The organism is Nocardioides sp. Root190, from assembly GCF_001428565.1.
In the GTDB taxonomy this organism is placed as follows: Bacteria; Actinomycetota; Actinomycetes; order Propionibacteriales; family Nocardioidaceae; genus Nocardioides.
The window spans coordinates 327,240-341,840 of record NZ_LMIA01000013.1; the positions used below are offsets into that span (position 1 = coordinate 327,240).

General features: G+C 71.1%; 12 protein-coding genes. 4 read left to right on the plus strand and 8 right to left on the minus strand.

Annotated features, from left to right (window positions below; translation table 11 throughout):
- Nucleotides 1-95 precede the first annotated feature (95 nt).
- Together ASE01_RS22115 and ASE01_RS22120 are read left to right on the plus strand one after the other, a co-directional pair.
- Entirely contained in the window at nt 96-1,520 is a 1,425-nt protein-coding gene (locus ASE01_RS22115; protein WP_056757855.1) for a glycosyltransferase family 2 protein, read from the plus strand.
- Nucleotides 1,517-1,735 carry a hypothetical protein gene (locus ASE01_RS22120; protein ID WP_200958963.1) on the plus strand — a complete coding sequence of 73 codons (219 nt, stop codon included), beginning with the start codon at nt 1,517-1,519 and terminating at the stop codon, nt 1,733-1,735. Before ASE01_RS22115 ends, ASE01_RS22120 begins: the two co-directional genes overlap by 4 nt.
- 86 nt (nt 1,736-1,821) lie before the next feature.
- On the opposite strand, the gene ASE01_RS22125 is transcribed toward ASE01_RS22120, so the two are convergent.
- From ASE01_RS22125 to ASE01_RS22160, 8 genes are all read right to left on the minus strand, one after another.
- Nucleotides 1,822-2,868, minus strand: a complete 1,047-nt coding sequence (locus tag ASE01_RS22125; RefSeq protein ID WP_056757858.1) for an iron-siderophore ABC transporter substrate-binding protein — start codon at nt 2,866-2,868, stop codon at nt 1,822-1,824.
- 38 nt (nt 2,869-2,906) lie between these two features.
- Nucleotides 2,907-3,719, minus strand: a complete 813-nt coding sequence (locus tag ASE01_RS22130) for an ABC transporter ATP-binding protein (protein ID WP_056757861.1) — start codon at nt 3,717-3,719, stop codon at nt 2,907-2,909.
- The gene (locus ASE01_RS22135) at nt 3,716-4,747 is read right to left on the minus strand and encodes a FecCD family ABC transporter permease (RefSeq protein WP_056757864.1); all 1,032 of its coding nucleotides are present in this window, start codon (nt 4,745-4,747) and stop codon (nt 3,716-3,718) included. The genes ASE01_RS22130 and ASE01_RS22135 overlap by 4 nt, the downstream gene beginning before the upstream one ends.
- Nucleotides 4,744-5,751: a FecCD family ABC transporter permease gene (locus ASE01_RS22140; RefSeq protein ID WP_056757866.1), complete on the minus strand. Its 1,008-nt coding sequence runs from the start codon at nt 5,749-5,751 to the stop codon at nt 4,744-4,746. Before ASE01_RS22140 ends, ASE01_RS22135 begins: the two co-directional genes overlap by 4 nt.
- Before the next feature lie 83 nt (nt 5,752-5,834).
- Nucleotides 5,835-6,380: a manganese efflux pump MntP family protein gene (locus ASE01_RS22145; RefSeq protein WP_056757869.1), complete on the minus strand. Its 546-nt coding sequence runs from the start codon at nt 6,378-6,380 to the stop codon at nt 5,835-5,837.
- Between the two features lie 224 nt (nt 6,381-6,604).
- Nucleotides 6,605-9,613, minus strand: a complete 3,009-nt coding sequence (locus ASE01_RS22150) for a bifunctional [glutamine synthetase] adenylyltransferase/[glutamine synthetase]-adenylyl-L-tyrosine phosphorylase (protein ID WP_056757873.1) — start codon at nt 9,611-9,613, stop codon at nt 6,605-6,607.
- Complete coding sequence (gene glnA / locus ASE01_RS22155) at nt 9,610-10,950, minus strand: type I glutamate--ammonia ligase (protein WP_056757875.1); 1,341 nt, start codon at nt 10,948-10,950, stop codon at nt 9,610-9,612. Before glnA ends, ASE01_RS22150 begins: the two co-directional genes overlap by 4 nt.
- A gap of 34 nt (nt 10,951-10,984) precedes the next feature.
- On the minus strand, nt 10,985-13,033 hold the full coding sequence (locus ASE01_RS22160) for an NAD(+) synthase (protein ID WP_056757879.1): 2,049 nt from the start codon (nt 13,031-13,033) through the stop codon (nt 10,985-10,987).
- A gap of 22 nt (nt 13,034-13,055) precedes the next feature.
- Between ASE01_RS22160 and ASE01_RS22165 the strand changes: the two genes are divergently transcribed.
- Both ASE01_RS22165 and panB read left to right on the plus strand, forming a co-directional pair.
- The gene (locus tag ASE01_RS22165; RefSeq protein WP_235536149.1) at nt 13,056-13,595 is read left to right on the plus strand and encodes a VOC family protein; all 540 of its coding nucleotides are present in this window, start codon (nt 13,056-13,058) and stop codon (nt 13,593-13,595) included.
- 104 nt (nt 13,596-13,699) lie between these two features.
- Nucleotides 13,700-14,578, plus strand: a complete 879-nt coding sequence (panB, locus tag ASE01_RS22170) for a 3-methyl-2-oxobutanoate hydroxymethyltransferase (protein WP_056757887.1) — start codon at nt 13,700-13,702, stop codon at nt 14,576-14,578.
- Nucleotides 14,579-14,601 lie beyond the last annotated feature (23 nt).

The window sequence follows — 14,601 nt, forward strand, 5'->3', positions numbered from 1 at the left end:
TTTTTCCTCTTCCTTCCCGACGTTCAGCAATGCGGCCGCGCTGCCGATGGTCCAGATGTCGGGGGGACACCCAGCTCCTCTCGGGAGGAGCGAGCATGCGTGGACTTCAGCGAGCCGTCGGCGCTCTCATCTTCGGCACGGCGCTCGCCGGGGCCGGACTGCTCGGGTGGTCGGTCTCGGACACCGCCAGCCGCAGCGACGAACCGGCCGACGGCATCGTCTTCGGCATCTGGCACCTCCTCTACGACACCGAGGCGCCGACCCTGCCGACCCTCGCCGCAGCCGCGGGACTGGCCCTGCTGTTCGCTGCCGGCGTCGCCCTGCTGGAGCGCCGCATCGCCAACCGGGCCCGGCGCAGCGACGACGGTCACCTCCTCCCCCTCTCCCCCCGCCACGTGATGGCCGAGACGCGGGGGATCTTCCACGGCCCCGTCACGCTGACCGTCCTCGTGCCGGCCCACAACGAGGAGGAGGCGATCAGCGGCACCCTCGCCTCGCTGCTCGAGCAGTCCCACCGCCCCGAGCGGGTGATCGTCGTGGCCGACAACTGCACGGACCGGACCGCGGAGATCGCCAGGTCCCTGGGCGTCGAGGTCGTCGAGACGATCGGCAACACCCACAAGAAGGCAGGCGCTCTCAACCAGGCGCTCACGCGCATCCTGCCGGGACAGGGCGAGAACGACCTGGTCATGGTGATGGACGCCGACACGTCGCTGGACGAGGGATTCCTCGCCTCCGTGGTGCGCCGCATGACCGAGGACCGCGGGCTGATGGCGATCGGCGGACTGTTCTACGGCGAGGAGGGCAAGGGCCTGATCGGCCAGTTCCAGCGCAACGAGTACACCCGCTACGGCCGCGACCTCCTGCGCCGCCGCGGCCGCGTCTTCGTCCTGACCGGGACCGCCACCGCCTTCCGGCCGCGGGCGCTGCGCACCGTCGCCGCCGAGCGCGGCGCGATCCTCCCGGGGGTGCCGGGCGACGTCTACGACACGCTCGTGCTCACCGAGGACAACGAGATCACCCTGGCGCTCAAGACCCTCGGCGGGCTGGTCATGTCGCCGTCCGACTGCACCGTCGTCACCGAGGTGATGCCGGACTGGCGCGCCCTGTGGGCGCAACGCCTGCGCTGGCAGCGCGGTGCCCTCGAGAACCTCGGCGAGTACGGCATGCGGCCCGCCACGTTCCGCTACTGGGCCCAGCAGCTCGGCATCGGGTACGGCGTGATCGCGCTCGGCTCGTACCTGCTGCTGATGGTGCTCATGCTCACGTCGTTCGACGAGTGGATCTGGTTCCCGTTCTGGCTCGGCACCGGGCTGATCTTCACCGTCGAACGGATCGTCACCGTCTGGCGCGGCGGGTGGCGGGCGCGGCTGCTCGCGGCGAGCCTGTTCCCGGAGCTCTTCTACGCGCTGTTCCTCGACATCGTCTACCTCAAGGGGATCATCGACATGTCCACCGGACGCACGGCTGCCTGGAAGCACGTGGTGCAGACCCCGACCGCAGCGCGGGTGAAGGCATGAGCGCGCTGGTCGTGCCCCTGGGCATCCTGTTCCCGGAGTCCCTCGTCCGCTCCCACGGGTTCGCCATCCTGGCGGCCTTCGTCGCGATCAACACGGTCGTCTACGTCGCCCTGTCGATCGCCAAGGCACTGCCGAAGGTCTACGTCGGCGACCACCTCCCCCGGCGCTACCACCGGGCCGAGACGCGGAGCATCCACCCGGACGGGCCGACCTGACCCACTGCCCGGGCCCGTGAATTGCCACGGGCCCGGAGCCGCACCCCCGAGAGGGGGCGACTCCGGGCCCGGGCAGGACGCTCCGATCAGTCCGCGACGGCCTCGGAGAGCAGCTTGACCAGCTCGGGCATGCCGCCCGACCACTGGAAGCTGAGCGCCGTCGGCGGGGAGACCGCCGAGATCCGCTCGCGGCCCACGACCTGCGCGACGTTGCCGTCCTTGACCGCCGGGATGGCGAGGGCCTTCTGGTCCTCGAGGAAGGCCGTCGCCTGCGCGTCGTCGTCGAAGTAGGTCACGGCGACGTCGGCGTCGATCTTGTCGGCCTCCTCCCAGCTGAGTTCGTAGTAGAAGCCGCCGTCGGAGGTGTCGAGCTCGGCGATGCTGGGGGCGACGTCGAAGCCGAGCTTGGTCAGGATCGCCAGGCGCGGGTCGAGCTCGGTGTAGGGCGAGATGGTGTTCGGGCCCGGGTAGAGCGCGGCGATGGTCTTGCCCTGGAACTCGGGGTGCTTCTCGGCCTCGTCGGCCAGGAAGGTGTCGATGTCGCCCAGGATCGTCTCACCGTGCTTGCTGCGGCCCAGGGCCTCGGCAGTGATGGTGATCGTGTCCTGCCACGTCGTGGTCCAGGGGGCCTCGGGGTAGGCGACCGTCGGCGCGATGTCGTTGAGCTTCTTGAACTGCTCCTCGGTGATGCCGGAGTACGGCGCGAGGATCAGGTCGGGCTTGGCCGCGATGAACTCGTCGTAGGGCACCGTCGAGCCGGAGCCGTCGTCGGGGAGCAGCGTCGGGTGGTCGACGCCCTTGGCGTCGTACGCCTCCTCGACCCAGGGCAGCAGGTTGCCCTTGCCGACGGTCCAGAGCTGCTCGGCGATCGCGACGGGGTAGACGCCCGAGGCGATGGCGGCCTCGGTGGAGCCCCAGCCCCAGGTCGCGACGCGCTTCGGCTCCTCGGTGATCTCGGTCGAGCCGAAGGCGTGCTCGATGGTGATCGGGAACTCGTCGGTGACCTCGAGGGTCGTGGTGCCGGCGTCCTTGTCGTTGCTGCTGTCGTCACTGCCACAGGCAGCCAGGGACAGCACGGCCGCCAGGCCTGCGACGAGCGCAGTGCCTCGGCGGAAAGCACGTGTCGTACGCACGTGGATCTCCTTGAATCTCGGGGATAGGCAAGGACAACCTAACTTAGCGTTGCCTCATGTCCACGTCGACCCCTCCCTTTCGGGACGACGAGGGGCCCACCGGTGACCGGATCCGGGATCACCTCTGCCTCCAGCGCGAACGCGCTGCGGATCGACTCGACGGTCAGCACGTCCCCCGGAGCACCCTGCGCGGCGATCTTCCCGCCGGACATCACGACCATGTGGTCGGCGTACCTCGCGGCGTAGTTGAGCTCGTGCAGGACCATCACCACCGTGGTGCCGCGCTCCGCGTTGAGGTCGCTGAGCAGGTCGAGGAGCTCGAGCTGGTGGGTGACGTCGAGGTACGTCGTCGGCTCGTCCAGCAGCACGGCGTCGGTCTCCTGCGCGAGCACCATGGCGATCCAGACCCGCTGGCGCTGGCCGCCGGAGAGCTCCTCCAGCCGTCGCTCGGCCAGGTCCGCGACGCCGGTCGCCTCCAGCGACCTCATCACGACCTCGTCGTCGTGGCTGTTGTGACGCCCGAACCAGCCCTGGTGCGGGAACCGACCGCGGGCGACGAGCTCGGCGACCCGCACGCCGTCCGGGGCGATCGAGGACTGCGGCAGCATCCCGAGCACGCGCGCGAGCTGCCGACGTGACAGCGATCCGATGTCCTGACCGTCGACGCTCACCCGTCCCGCGCTGAGCGGGTGGAGCCGCGCCAGCCCGCGCAGCAGCGTCGACTTGCCGCACGCGTTGGGGCCGACGATCGCGGTCACCTTGCCGGGCGGCACGACGAGGTCGAGGTTCTCGATGACCGGGTGGCCGCGGTAGCCCAGGGACACGCCCTCGGCAGTGATGGCAGTGCTCATGACGTGGCCTTTCGTTCGCTTCGGGCCAGGAGCCACAACAGGTAGGGGGCGCCGACGAGGCCGGTGACGATCCCGACCGGTGCGGTGATGCCGCCGGGCAGTGCGTACTGGCCCACGACGTCGGAGGTGATGGTGAGGGCGGCACCGATGACAGCCGACCCGATGAGCGCGGGGCCGCCGTCGTCGACCAGGCGGCGCGCGATCGCGGGCGAGACCAGCGCGACGAAGGCCACGGGGCCTGCGACGGACGTGGCGAGGGCGACCAACCCGACCCCGATCAGCAGGGCCGCGACCCGGGAGCGGGTCGGGCCGAGGCCGAGGCCCTGGGCGTGCTCGTCACCGAGGGCGAGCGCACGTTGCTCCCGGGCGATCGGGACGGTGAGCAGCACGAGGACCACGACGCCCGCGGTGAAGATGCCGAGCGTGCCGTCCCGGATGTCGGCGACGCTGCCGACGGTCCACAGCAGCACCGTGCCCGCCTCGCGGAGCTCGGCCTCCGACAGCCGCCAGGCGACGAGCGAGCTGGAGAGGTAGGCGATGCCGACCCCGACCAGCACGAAGCGGATACCGTGCAGGCCGTTGCGCCAGGCCAGCACCCAGATCAGGACGGCCGAGCCGAGGGCACCGGCGCACGCGGCGAGGTTCACCGTCGTACCGGACGCGCTGTAGCCGACGACCGCGGTCACCGCGCCGAGCGAGGCACCCCCGGAGATGCCGAGGATGTCCGGACTGGCCAGGTTGTTGCGCAGCGTCGACTGGAACAGCGCGCCGGCCAGGCCGAACGCGATGCCGGCCACGATGGCGGCCAGACCACGCGGGAGCCGCAGGTCCCGGACCACGAGGAGGTCGAAGCGGTCACCGACCCCGAACAGCGCGGGGAAGGACCGCTCCGGGGGGACACCGGCGGCGCCCATCCCGAAGGTCATCAGCAACAGGGTCACGCACACCACGACACCGACGAGGGCCACGACGAGCGTGCGCAGCCGGTGGCGGCGGCGGATCCGCGCGACCGGGAGCACGGCGCTCACAGCCCAGCCACCCGTCGGCCGCGGGCCACCGCGATGAGGACCGGCGCCCCGAGGATCGCGGCGACGACGCCTGCCTCGAGCTCGTCGGCCTTGATCAGCCGGCCGACGATGTCGGCGGTGAGCAGCATGACCGGCCCGAGCAGGGCACAGAGCGGGACGATCCAGCGGTAGTCGGAGCCCACGAGCCGGCGTGCGGCATGGGGCACGGCCAGTCCGACGAGGGCGATCGGGCCCGCCAGCGCGGTGGCCGCGCCCGCGAGGCAGATGATCGCGACGCCGGCGATCGCCCGGGTCCGTCCGACGCTCTGGCCCAGTGCGGCGGCGACGTCGTCGCCCAGCGCGAGCCCGTTGAGCCGGTGTGCTGCGAACAGCGCGACGGCCGCGCCCACCGCGATGAACGGCCAGAGCACCACGATCGCGTCGGCGTCACGCCCGTTGAGCGCACCGACGGCCCAGTAGCGCAGTTGGTTGAGGGCGTCGACGTCGCGGAAGAGGATGAGGTTGGAGATCGGGGTCAGCAGCGCGGTCAGCGTCGCTCCCGCGAGCGCCAGCTGGATGGGTCGCCCGTGCCCGATCGCGAACACGGAGACCGCGGCGATCGCGGCACCGGCGAAGGCGAACCACACCGCGCCGATCGGCGTGACCACGCCGAAGGCCGTTGCCGCGACCACGATGCCGAGCGCCGCGCCGGCGTTGAGCCCGAGCAGGCCCGGGTCCGCGAGCGGGTTGCGGGTGATCCCCTGGCTGAGCACGCCGGCCAGCCCGAGCGCAGCACCGGCCAGCAGCGCGATGACGGTGCGCGGCACCCGCTGTCCCCGGATCACCGCGTGGTCGACGTTGCCCACGACCGGGTCGGTCAGCGCTCGCCAGGACTCACCCAGGGCCACCTCCCGCACGCCGAGGGCCAGGCTCAGGACCACCCCGGCCAGCACCAGCACCAGGGCAGCCAGCAGGACCAGGCCCCGCCGCTGCGCCGGCGCAGCGGCTTCTCCCAAGGTTTGCATTACCTAAGTGTCCCACGCCCCACCGAGTCCCGAGGACGAGCCCTCGCCGGTGTGGTCCCGTCGGTGGCGAGGTGCGCCCGGCGTCAGGCCAGCAGGATGCGGGTGCCGATCAGGATGAGGATCACACCGCCGACGAGCGTCGCCCAGCGTCCCAGCCGCTCCCCCACCCGGCTGCCGATGAACACCGCCGCGAGCGACAGCACGAAGGTGACCACCCCGATCAGCAGCACGGCCGGCGCGACGTCCACCTCGAGCACCCCGAAGGTGACTCCCACGGCCGCCGCATCGATCGAGGTCGCGATCGCCAGCGGCGTCACCGAGCGGACCGTGACCGTCGAGACGCCGTCGTCCTCACCGTCGCCGAAGGACTCCCACAGCATCTTGGCCCCGATCAGGGCGAGCAGTCCGAACGCGATCCACGGCGTCGCCGCACTCACGGCGTCCGCGAACCAGAACGCCAGCACCCAGCCCAGCACCGGCATCAACGCCTGGAAGAGCCCGAACATCCCGGCGATCAGCAACGCATCGCGCCACCGCGGCCGGCGCAGCTGCAGGCCTTCAGCGAGGGACACCGCCACGGCATCCATGGCGAGGGCGAAGGCCAGCACAACGAGATCGAGAGTGGTCATGGGACTTTCCGGCGAGCCGACATCGGACCCCGCCAGCATGTCAGCCAGGCCACGAACCCTCACCGTCAGGTGAGACTGGTTGCCCTCGAAAAGCGCCGCAGATCACGCCACGACTCGCCCAGATGTGAGGCGCCGGGCCACGACCTCTGGGGGGGTCGGTCGCGGCCCGGCAGTTCCATCATGACATACCGAGGGTTCTCACGGGCGAGAGCCCGAGGTGTTCGTCAACCGTTCGCCTGGGTGCGCGGGTCATCCCAGAACACGGTGTCGACCACCGCCCGGGCGTGCCTGGTGATGCGCAGGTAGTCGTCGAACAGGCGGTCGGTCTCGTCGGTCTGGTAGCCGAGAATCCCTGCGACGGAGCGGCGTTCGAGGCCCGCACGGGGGAACTGGTCGCCGGCCCGACCGCGGGCCAGGAGCAGCGCGTTGCGCACCCGGGAGGCCATCCGCCACGAGGTGGTGAGGGTGGCCGCGTCGTCGTGACTGAGCAGGTCGGCGTCGGCGGCGGCGGTGAGCGCGGCGAGGGTCTGGGCGGTGCGGAGGCCCTCGACCTGGTCACCGAAGCGGAGCTGGAGGAGCTGCACGGTCCACTCGATGTCGGCGAGCGCCCCGCGTCCGAGCTTGAGGTGAAGGGCGGGGTCGGCGCCCCGGGGCAGGCGTTCCTTGTCCACCCGACCCTTGATGCGGCGGACCTCCAGGATGTCGTCGTCGTCGAGGCCGCCGACCGGGTAGCGCAACGGGTCGATCAGGGCCGTGAACCGGTCCCTCAGGTCGCGGTCGCCGACGACGGCGTCGGCCCGCAGCAGGGCCTGGGCCTCCCACACGTGTGACCACTTGGCGTAGTAGGCGGCATACGCATCGAGGGTCCGCACGAGCGCGCCCTGGCGCCCTTCGGGCCGGAGGTCGGCGTCGACGACCAGCGCGGGATCGGGCCCCGGCGCACCGAGCACACGTCGTACCTCCTCGGCGACGACCCGGGCGAAGGTCGAGGCCTCCTGCGGGTCCGCGCCGGGCACCGGGTCGTGGACGAAGAGCACGTCGGCGTCGCTGCTGTAGGAGAGCTCGAAGCCGCCGTACCGGCCCATCGCGATGATCGCGAAGCGGGTCGGCGGCTCGGCGAGGTCGCGCTGGCGGCAGGCGGTCCGCATCGCGATGTCGAGGGCCGCTTCGAGGGTGGCGTCGGTGAGCCGGGTGAGGGCGAAGCCGACGTCGGCGACGTCGACGACACCCAGCACGTCACCGGCGGAGATGCGGAGCAGCTCGCGACGGCGTACGGCGCGCACGGCCCGGATCGCCTTCTCGGGATCGTCCTGGCGGCGCCCGGTCGCGAGCATCTCCTCGGTCAGCGCCGCCGACCCCAGCGGCACGAGCTCGCCGGCGAGGAGGCGCACGCCGGCGGGCTCCCGTTCGAGCAGGTCCGTGCAGTAGCGCGAGGTCGCGAGCAGGTGGGCGAGCCGTTCGGCGACCTCGCCCTCGTCACGCAGCGTGGAGAGGTACCAGGGCGACTGGCCGAGCTCCTCGCTGATCCGCCGGAAGCCGAAGAGCCCGCCGTCGGGGTCCGGGCACTCGGCGAACCACTGGAGCATCGCGGGCAGCAGGGCCCGCTGGATCGAGGCGGTGCGGGTGACCCCGGAGGTGAGGGCCTCGAGGTTGCGCAGCGCGGCCTTCGGGTCGGCGTACCCCAGCGCAGCGAGACGGGCCCCGGCTGCCTCCGAGGAGAGCCGGACCTCGTCGGACCCGATCCGGGCGACCGCACTGAGCAACGGGCGGTAGAAGATCTTCTGGTGGAGGCGGCTGACCTCGCGACGGTGAGCCTGCCAGGTGTCGTCGAGCCGCTTCTCGGACTCCTTGAGGAAGCCGAGGCTGCGACCGAGGCGGCGCAACGCCGCCTCGTCGGAGGGTACGACGTGGGTGCGCTGGAGCCGGTGCAGCTGGATCCGGTGCTCGAGGGTCCGCAGGAACGCGTAGGCGCGGTGCAGGGCTTCGCCGTCGTCGCGCCCGATGTAACCGTTCTCGGTGAGCCGGGCCAGCGCGCTCAGCGTCGTGGGCGGACGGATGACCTCGTCGCTGCGGCCGTGGACCAGCTGCAGCAGCTGCACCGCGAACTCGACGTCGCGCAGTCCCCCGGCGCCGAGCTTGAGCTGGCGCTCCGCCTCCTTGGCCGGGATGTGGTCGAGCACGCGGCGTCTCATCGCACGGGCGGCGTCGACGAACCCTTCGCGGTCGGCCGCGGACCAGACCATCGGCTCGACCATCGCCACGAACTCCGCACCGAGGGCGAGGTCGCCGGCGACGGCGCGGGCCTTGAGCAGCGCCTGGAACTCCCACGGCTCGGCCCAGCGTTCGTAGTAGCTCTGGTGGCTCGCCAGGGTGCGGCTGAGCGGACCGGCCTTGCCCTCGGGACGCAGGTTGGCGTCGACCGGCCAGATCGTCCCCTCGGCGGTGTGGTCGGAGCAGACCTGCATCAGCTGCGCCGCCAGGCGGGCCGCGATCCGGCCGGCCGTGGCCGCGGCGGTGTCGTCGGCATCGGGGTCGGCGGGGGCGTGGAGGAAGATCACGTCGACGTCGGAGACGTAGTTGAGCTCGTGGCCACCGCACTTGCCCATCGCGATGACGCCGAGCCGGACGCAGGAGGAGTCCGCCCCCACCCGCGCCCGGGCGATGGCAAGGGCGGCGTCCAGGGTGCCGGCCGCGAGGTCGGAGAGCTCGGCAGCGACGTCGTCGACGCCGAGGTCGTGGGTCAGGTCGCGGGCGGCCAGGCGGAGCAGGAGCCGGCGGTACTCCACGCGGAGGGCGTCGACGGCCTCACCATCAGGGCTCGTGGCGACGGGTGCTGCCGCCGTGGCGTCCGCCCCGACGGCGGCCAGGAGGGCCGCCCGGATCGCCCACGCAGCGGGACGGGTGGAGCCGAGGTCGGGGTCGGTGAGCTCGTGCCAGTGCGCCGGGTGGGCTCGCAGGTGGTCGGCGAGAGCGGCGCTCGCCCCGAGCACGCAGAGCAGGCGCATCGCCGTACCCTCGTCCTCGCGCAGCGCCTCGAGGAGGTCTGCCCGGTCCGGGGCAGCCTCGGCCAACCGGCACAGCGCGTCGAGCGCGGCGTCCGGGTCGGCGGTCCGCCCCAGGTAGGCCAGCAGGTCCGTGCTGCCCTCACCGAGCCGCGCCAGGTCCTGCTCGACCCGGTCCCGGTCGACGAACCCGAGACGGATCAGGTCAGAACCCTGGCTGGACCTGTTCACAGCACCGGCAGCATCCGGTCCCGTTCGAAGACCGAGACCTGGCCGCGGTACTCGTCCCACTCCGCGCGCTTGTTGCGCAGGAAGTAGTCGAAGACCTGCTCGCCCAGCGTCTCCGCGAGCAGCTCGGAGCGCTCGGCGATGGCGATCGCCTCGTTGAGGCTCTTCGGCAGCGGCTCGATGCCGAGATTGCGACGCTCGCGCTCGGAGAGCGCCCACACGTCGTCCTCGGCCTCGCGCGGCAGCTCGTAGCCGTTCTCGATGCCCTTGAGGCCGGCGGCCAGCACCGCGGCGTAGGCGAGGTAGGGGTTGCAGGCGGAGTCGATGGTGCGCAGCTCGATCCGGGTGGACTGGCCCTTCGAGGGCTTGTACATCGGAACGCGGATCATCGCCGAGCGGTTGTTGTGGCCCCAGCAGATGTACGACGGCGCCTCACCGCCGAACATCATCCGCTTGTAGGAGTTGACCCACTGGTTGGTGACGACGCTGATCTCGCTGGCGTGCTGGAGGACGCCGGCGATGAACTGGCGGCCGGTGCGGGAGAGCTGGTACTCCGCGCCTGCCTCGTAGAAGGCGTTCTGGTCGCCCTCGAAGAGCGAGACGTGGGTGTGCATGCCGGAGCCGGGGTGGGTGGTGAAGGGCTTGGGCATGAAGGTCGCCCACAGGCCCTGGTTGAGCGCCACCTCACGGATCACCGTGCGGAAGGTCATGATGTTGTCGGCCGTCGTCAACGCGTCGGCGTAGCGAAGGTCGATCTCCTGCTGGCCGGGGCCGGCCTCGTGGTGGCTGAACTCCACCGAGATGCCCATCGCCTCGAGCATGGTGATCGCCTCGCGGCGGAAGTCCGAGCCGTGCGAGTGGGCCGCGTGGTCGAAGTAGCCACTGCGGTCCATCGGGACCGGCTCCTCGCCGGCGCGCGGCTCGTCCTTGAAGAGGTAGAACTCGATCTCGGGATGCGTGTAGAACGTGAACCCCTGCTCGGCGGCCTTGCCCAGGGTGCGCTTGAGCACGTTGCGCGGATCGGCGTACGACGCGGACCCGTCAGGCATCACGATGTCGCAGAACATCCGGGCGGTCGCCGGACCCTCGCTGCTGCGCCAGGGCAGGATCTGGAAGGTCGTCGGATCGGGCAGGGCCAGCATGTCGGCCTCGTAGACGCGGGCGAAGCCCTCGATCGCCGAGCCGTCGAAACCGATCCCCTCGGAGAAGGCCCCTTCCAGCTCGGCGGGCGCCACGGCCACCGACTTGAGGAACCCGAGCACGTCGGTGAACCACAGTCGCACGAACCGGACGTCACGCTCCTCGAGAGCGCGGAGTACGAAGTCCTCTTGCTTGCCCATGGCGTCAGCCTAGGGGTAGCCCCGATCCGGATGCCTACTCGGGAACGTTGGACGTCAGCTCGGCCAACCACGCGGCCGGGCTGGCGTCCGACGGCATCCGCCAGTCACCGCGCGGGGACATGGTCCCGCCGGCGCTGACCTTCGGACCGTTGGGCAGCGCCGAGCGCTTGAACTGACTGGCGAAGAACTTGCGGACGAAGACCTCGAGCCACTTCCGGACCGTCGGCAGGTCGTACGACGTCCGCCGCTCCTCCGGGAACCCGGGCGGCCACTCCCCCGAGCCCTGGTCGTGCCAGGCGTGCCAGGCGAGGAAGGCGATCTTGCTCGGTCGGTAGCCACGGCGGATCACGTGGAAGAGCGTGAAGTCCTGGAGCGCGTAGGGACCGGTGGAGTCCTCGGTCGCCTGCGGCTTCTTGCCCTCCTCGGTCGGGATCAGCTCCGGGGTGATCTCCTGCTCGAGGATCTCGCGCAGCACCTGGTCGGCCTCGTCGTCGTACGTGCCGTCGTGGAGCTGGTTGCTGTCGATGACCCAGCGGATGAGGTGCTGGATGAGGGTCTTCGGCACGCCGGCGTTGACGTTGTAGTGCGACATCTGGTCGCCCACGCCGTAGGTGCACCACCCCAGCGCGAGCTCGGAGAGGTCGCCCGTCCCGAGCACGATCCCGCCCCGGTGGTTGGCCAGTCGGAACAGGTAGTCCGTGCGCAGACCGGCCTGGACGTTCTCGAAGGTGATGTCGTAGACGGGCTCGCCGTCGCTGAACGGGTGGTCGAGGTCGTGCAGCATCTGGGTCGCGGCCGGTGTGATGTCGAGCTCGGCGAAGGTGCAACCGAGCGCGGTCGCGAGCCGGGTCGCGTAGGACTTGGTGAGGTCCCCGGTCGCGAAGCCGGGCATCGTGAAGGCGTGGATGTCGCTGCGCGGGCGCCCCAGCCGGTCCATCGCCTTCGCCGCCACGATCAGCGCATGGGTGGAGTCCAGACCACCGCTCACACCGATCACGATCTTCGGCTGGCCGATGGCCCGCAGTCGCTGCTCGAGCCCGGAGACCTGGATGTTGTAGGCCTCGTAGCAGTCCTGCGCGAGGCGGGCCGCGTCGTCCGGGACGAACGGGAAGCGGTCGACCTTGCGGAGCAGGCCGATGTCACCGGTCGGCGGGGCGAGGGTGAACTCGACGGTGGTGAAGCCGTCGACACCGACACCCCGGCGGTTGTCGTCGAAGGTGCCCTGCCGCAGCCGCTCCTGGCGGAGCAGGTCGAGATCGACGTCGACGACGGTGGCGCGCGCCCCGTCGGGGAAGCGCTCGGTCTCGCCGAGCAGGTCGCCGTTCTCGTAGACCATCGTCTGGCCGTCCCAGGAGAGGTCGGTGGTCGACTCCCCCTGCCCGGCAGCCGTGTAGAGGTACGCCGCGGCGCACCGCGCACTCGCCGACTGCACCAGCAGCCGGCGGCCGTCGGAGCGTCCGACCGTGATCGGGCTGGCCGACAGGTTGGCCAGCACTGTCGCCCCCGCCAGCGCGGCCTGCGCGCTCGGCGGGATCGGCACCCACATGTCCTCGCAGATCTCGACGTGCAGGTGCAGGCCCGGCACGTCGGTCGCGCTGAAGATCAGGTCCGGTCCGAGGGGGACCTCCTGTCCGGCGAGGTCGACGGTGCCGCCGACGAGGTCGTCGCCCGGCGCGAACCAGCGCCGCTCGTAGAACTCGCGGTAGTTCGGCAGGTAGGACTTCGGTGCGACGCCCAGGATGACCCCGCGGTGGATCACCACGGCAGCGTTCACCAGGCGCGTGCCGTACTCGATCGGCGCACCGACCACCAGGACGGGCAGCAGGTCCACGGACGCGGCAACGAGGTCCTCGATGGCGGTCCGGACCGCCGCGAGCAGGGTGTCCTGCAGGAACAGGTCGTCGACCGCGTAGCCGGTCAGGCTGAGCTCGGGGAAGACCGCGACGGCCACTCCCCGGTCGTGGAGCAGTCGGGTCTCGTCGAGGATGCGCGCAGCGTTGGTCGCGGGGTCGGCGATCGCCACCGGCAGGGTGACGGCGGCGACCCGGGCGAACCCGTGGGCATAGGCCGAGTAGAAGTCCACAGCAGGAGTCTAGGGATGGACGATGAGTACCGCGCCGGACGCCGGTCTCCCCTGCATGAGCATCACGAGCAGCCACATCCAGCCGTGCCTGTGGTTCGACGACCGACTCGAGGAGGCGGCGCGCTTCTACACCGGCATCTTCCCGAACTCCTCGATCGGTCACCTCAGCCGCTACAACGACGCCGGGCACGGCACCCCCGGGGCGGTGATGGCCGGCGAGTTCACCCTCGACGGCCTCGAGTTCCGCGGGATCAACGGAGGGCCGGAGTTCCGGTTCACCGAGGCCGTGTCGTTCTCGGTGAGCTGCCGCGACCAGAGCGAGGTCGACTACTACTGGGACTCGCTGAGCGACGGAGGCGAGGAGTCGGTGTGCGGCTGGCTCAAGGACCGCTTCGGGTTGTCGTGGCAGATCGTGCCCACCCGCCTCTACGAGCTGGTGAGCGATCCGGACCGGGAGCGGGCCGAGGCTGCGACCCGGGCGATGCTCGGCATGCGCCGGATCGTGGTCGCCGAGCTCGAGGCGGCCGCAGACGCCGCGGCACCCCCGTCCGGGCATGGGTGATCCAACACACAGCGCGGACCGGACGCCTCGCGACTAGCCTCGTTGTTGCCCTTCACGAACGTGGACCCGACCTCGGGCCGCGAGTCACCACAAGGAGCTCGACGATGAGCAGCAGCACCCCCGAAGAGACCGCGCCGTACGGCGGCGCACCCACCCCGGCAGCCACGGCAGCCACCGCGATCGCACCGATCAAGCGCGTCCGCACCCACCACCTGCGCGAGCTCAAGCAGCGCGGTGAGCGCTTCTCGATGCTCACCAGCTACGACCAGCTGACCGCGCAGATCTTCGACGAAGCCGGCATCGAGCTGCTCCTCGTCGGCGACAGCGCGTCGAACAACGTCCTCGGCAACACGACGTCGCTCCCGGTCACGGTCGACGAGCTGATCCCGCTGACCCGCGCCGTGAGCCGCTCGGTCTCGCGCGCGATGGTCGTCGGGGACCTCCCGTTCGGCTCCTACCAGGCCTCGCCCGAGCAGGGCTACCTCACCGCCGTCCGCTTCATGAAGGAGGGCGGCGCGCACTGCGTCAAGCTCGAGGGCGGCGTCGAGATGGCGCCGCAGATCGAGAAGATGGTCCAGGGCGGCATTCCCGTGATGGCCCACATCGGCTTCACTCCCCAGTCCGAGCACACCCTCGGCGGCTACCGCGTCCAGGGCCGTGGCGAAGCGGCCGAGCGCGTGATGCGCGACGCCCTCGCGGTCCAGGAGGCCGGCGCGTTCGCGGTCGTCATGGAGATGGTGCCCGGCGACGTGGCCGCCGAGGTCACCGCCAGGCTGGAGATCCCGACCATCGGCATCGGCGCCGGCAACCAGTGCGACGGCCAGGTCCTCGTCTGGCAGGACGCCTTCGGTCTGCGCACCGGCAAGCTCCCCCGCTTCGTCAAGCAGTACGCCGACCTCCGCTCCGTGCTCCTCGACGCTGCCCGTGCCTACGACTCCGAGGTCAAGGACGGGAGCTTCCCCGCTCCCGAGCACACCTTCTGAGCGCACCTTCTGAGCGCACCTTC

Coding starts and splice junctions, on each gene's coding strand:
- ASE01_RS22140 (WP_056757866.1), bottom strand. CDS start 5,751: ATGCAAACCTTGGGAGAAGCCGCTGCGCCGGCGCAGCGGCGGGGCCTG.
- ASE01_RS22120 (WP_200958963.1), top strand. CDS start 1,517: ATGAGCGCGCTGGTCGTGCCCCTGGGCATCCTGTTCCCGGAGTCCCTC.
- ASE01_RS22165 (WP_235536149.1), top strand. CDS start 13,056: ATGAGTACCGCGCCGGACGCCGGTCTCCCCTGCATGAGCATCACGAGC.
- glnA (WP_056757875.1), bottom strand. CDS start 10,950: ATGGGCAAGCAAGAGGACTTCGTACTCCGCGCTCTCGAGGAGCGTGAC.
- panB (WP_056757887.1), top strand. CDS start 13,700: ATGAGCAGCAGCACCCCCGAAGAGACCGCGCCGTACGGCGGCGCACCC.
- ASE01_RS22115 (WP_056757855.1), top strand. CDS start 96: ATGCGTGGACTTCAGCGAGCCGTCGGCGCTCTCATCTTCGGCACGGCG.
- ASE01_RS22130 (WP_056757861.1), bottom strand. CDS start 3,719: ATGAGCACTGCCATCACTGCCGAGGGCGTGTCCCTGGGCTACCGCGGC.
- ASE01_RS22145 (WP_056757869.1), bottom strand. CDS start 6,380: ATGACCACTCTCGATCTCGTTGTGCTGGCCTTCGCCCTCGCCATGGAT.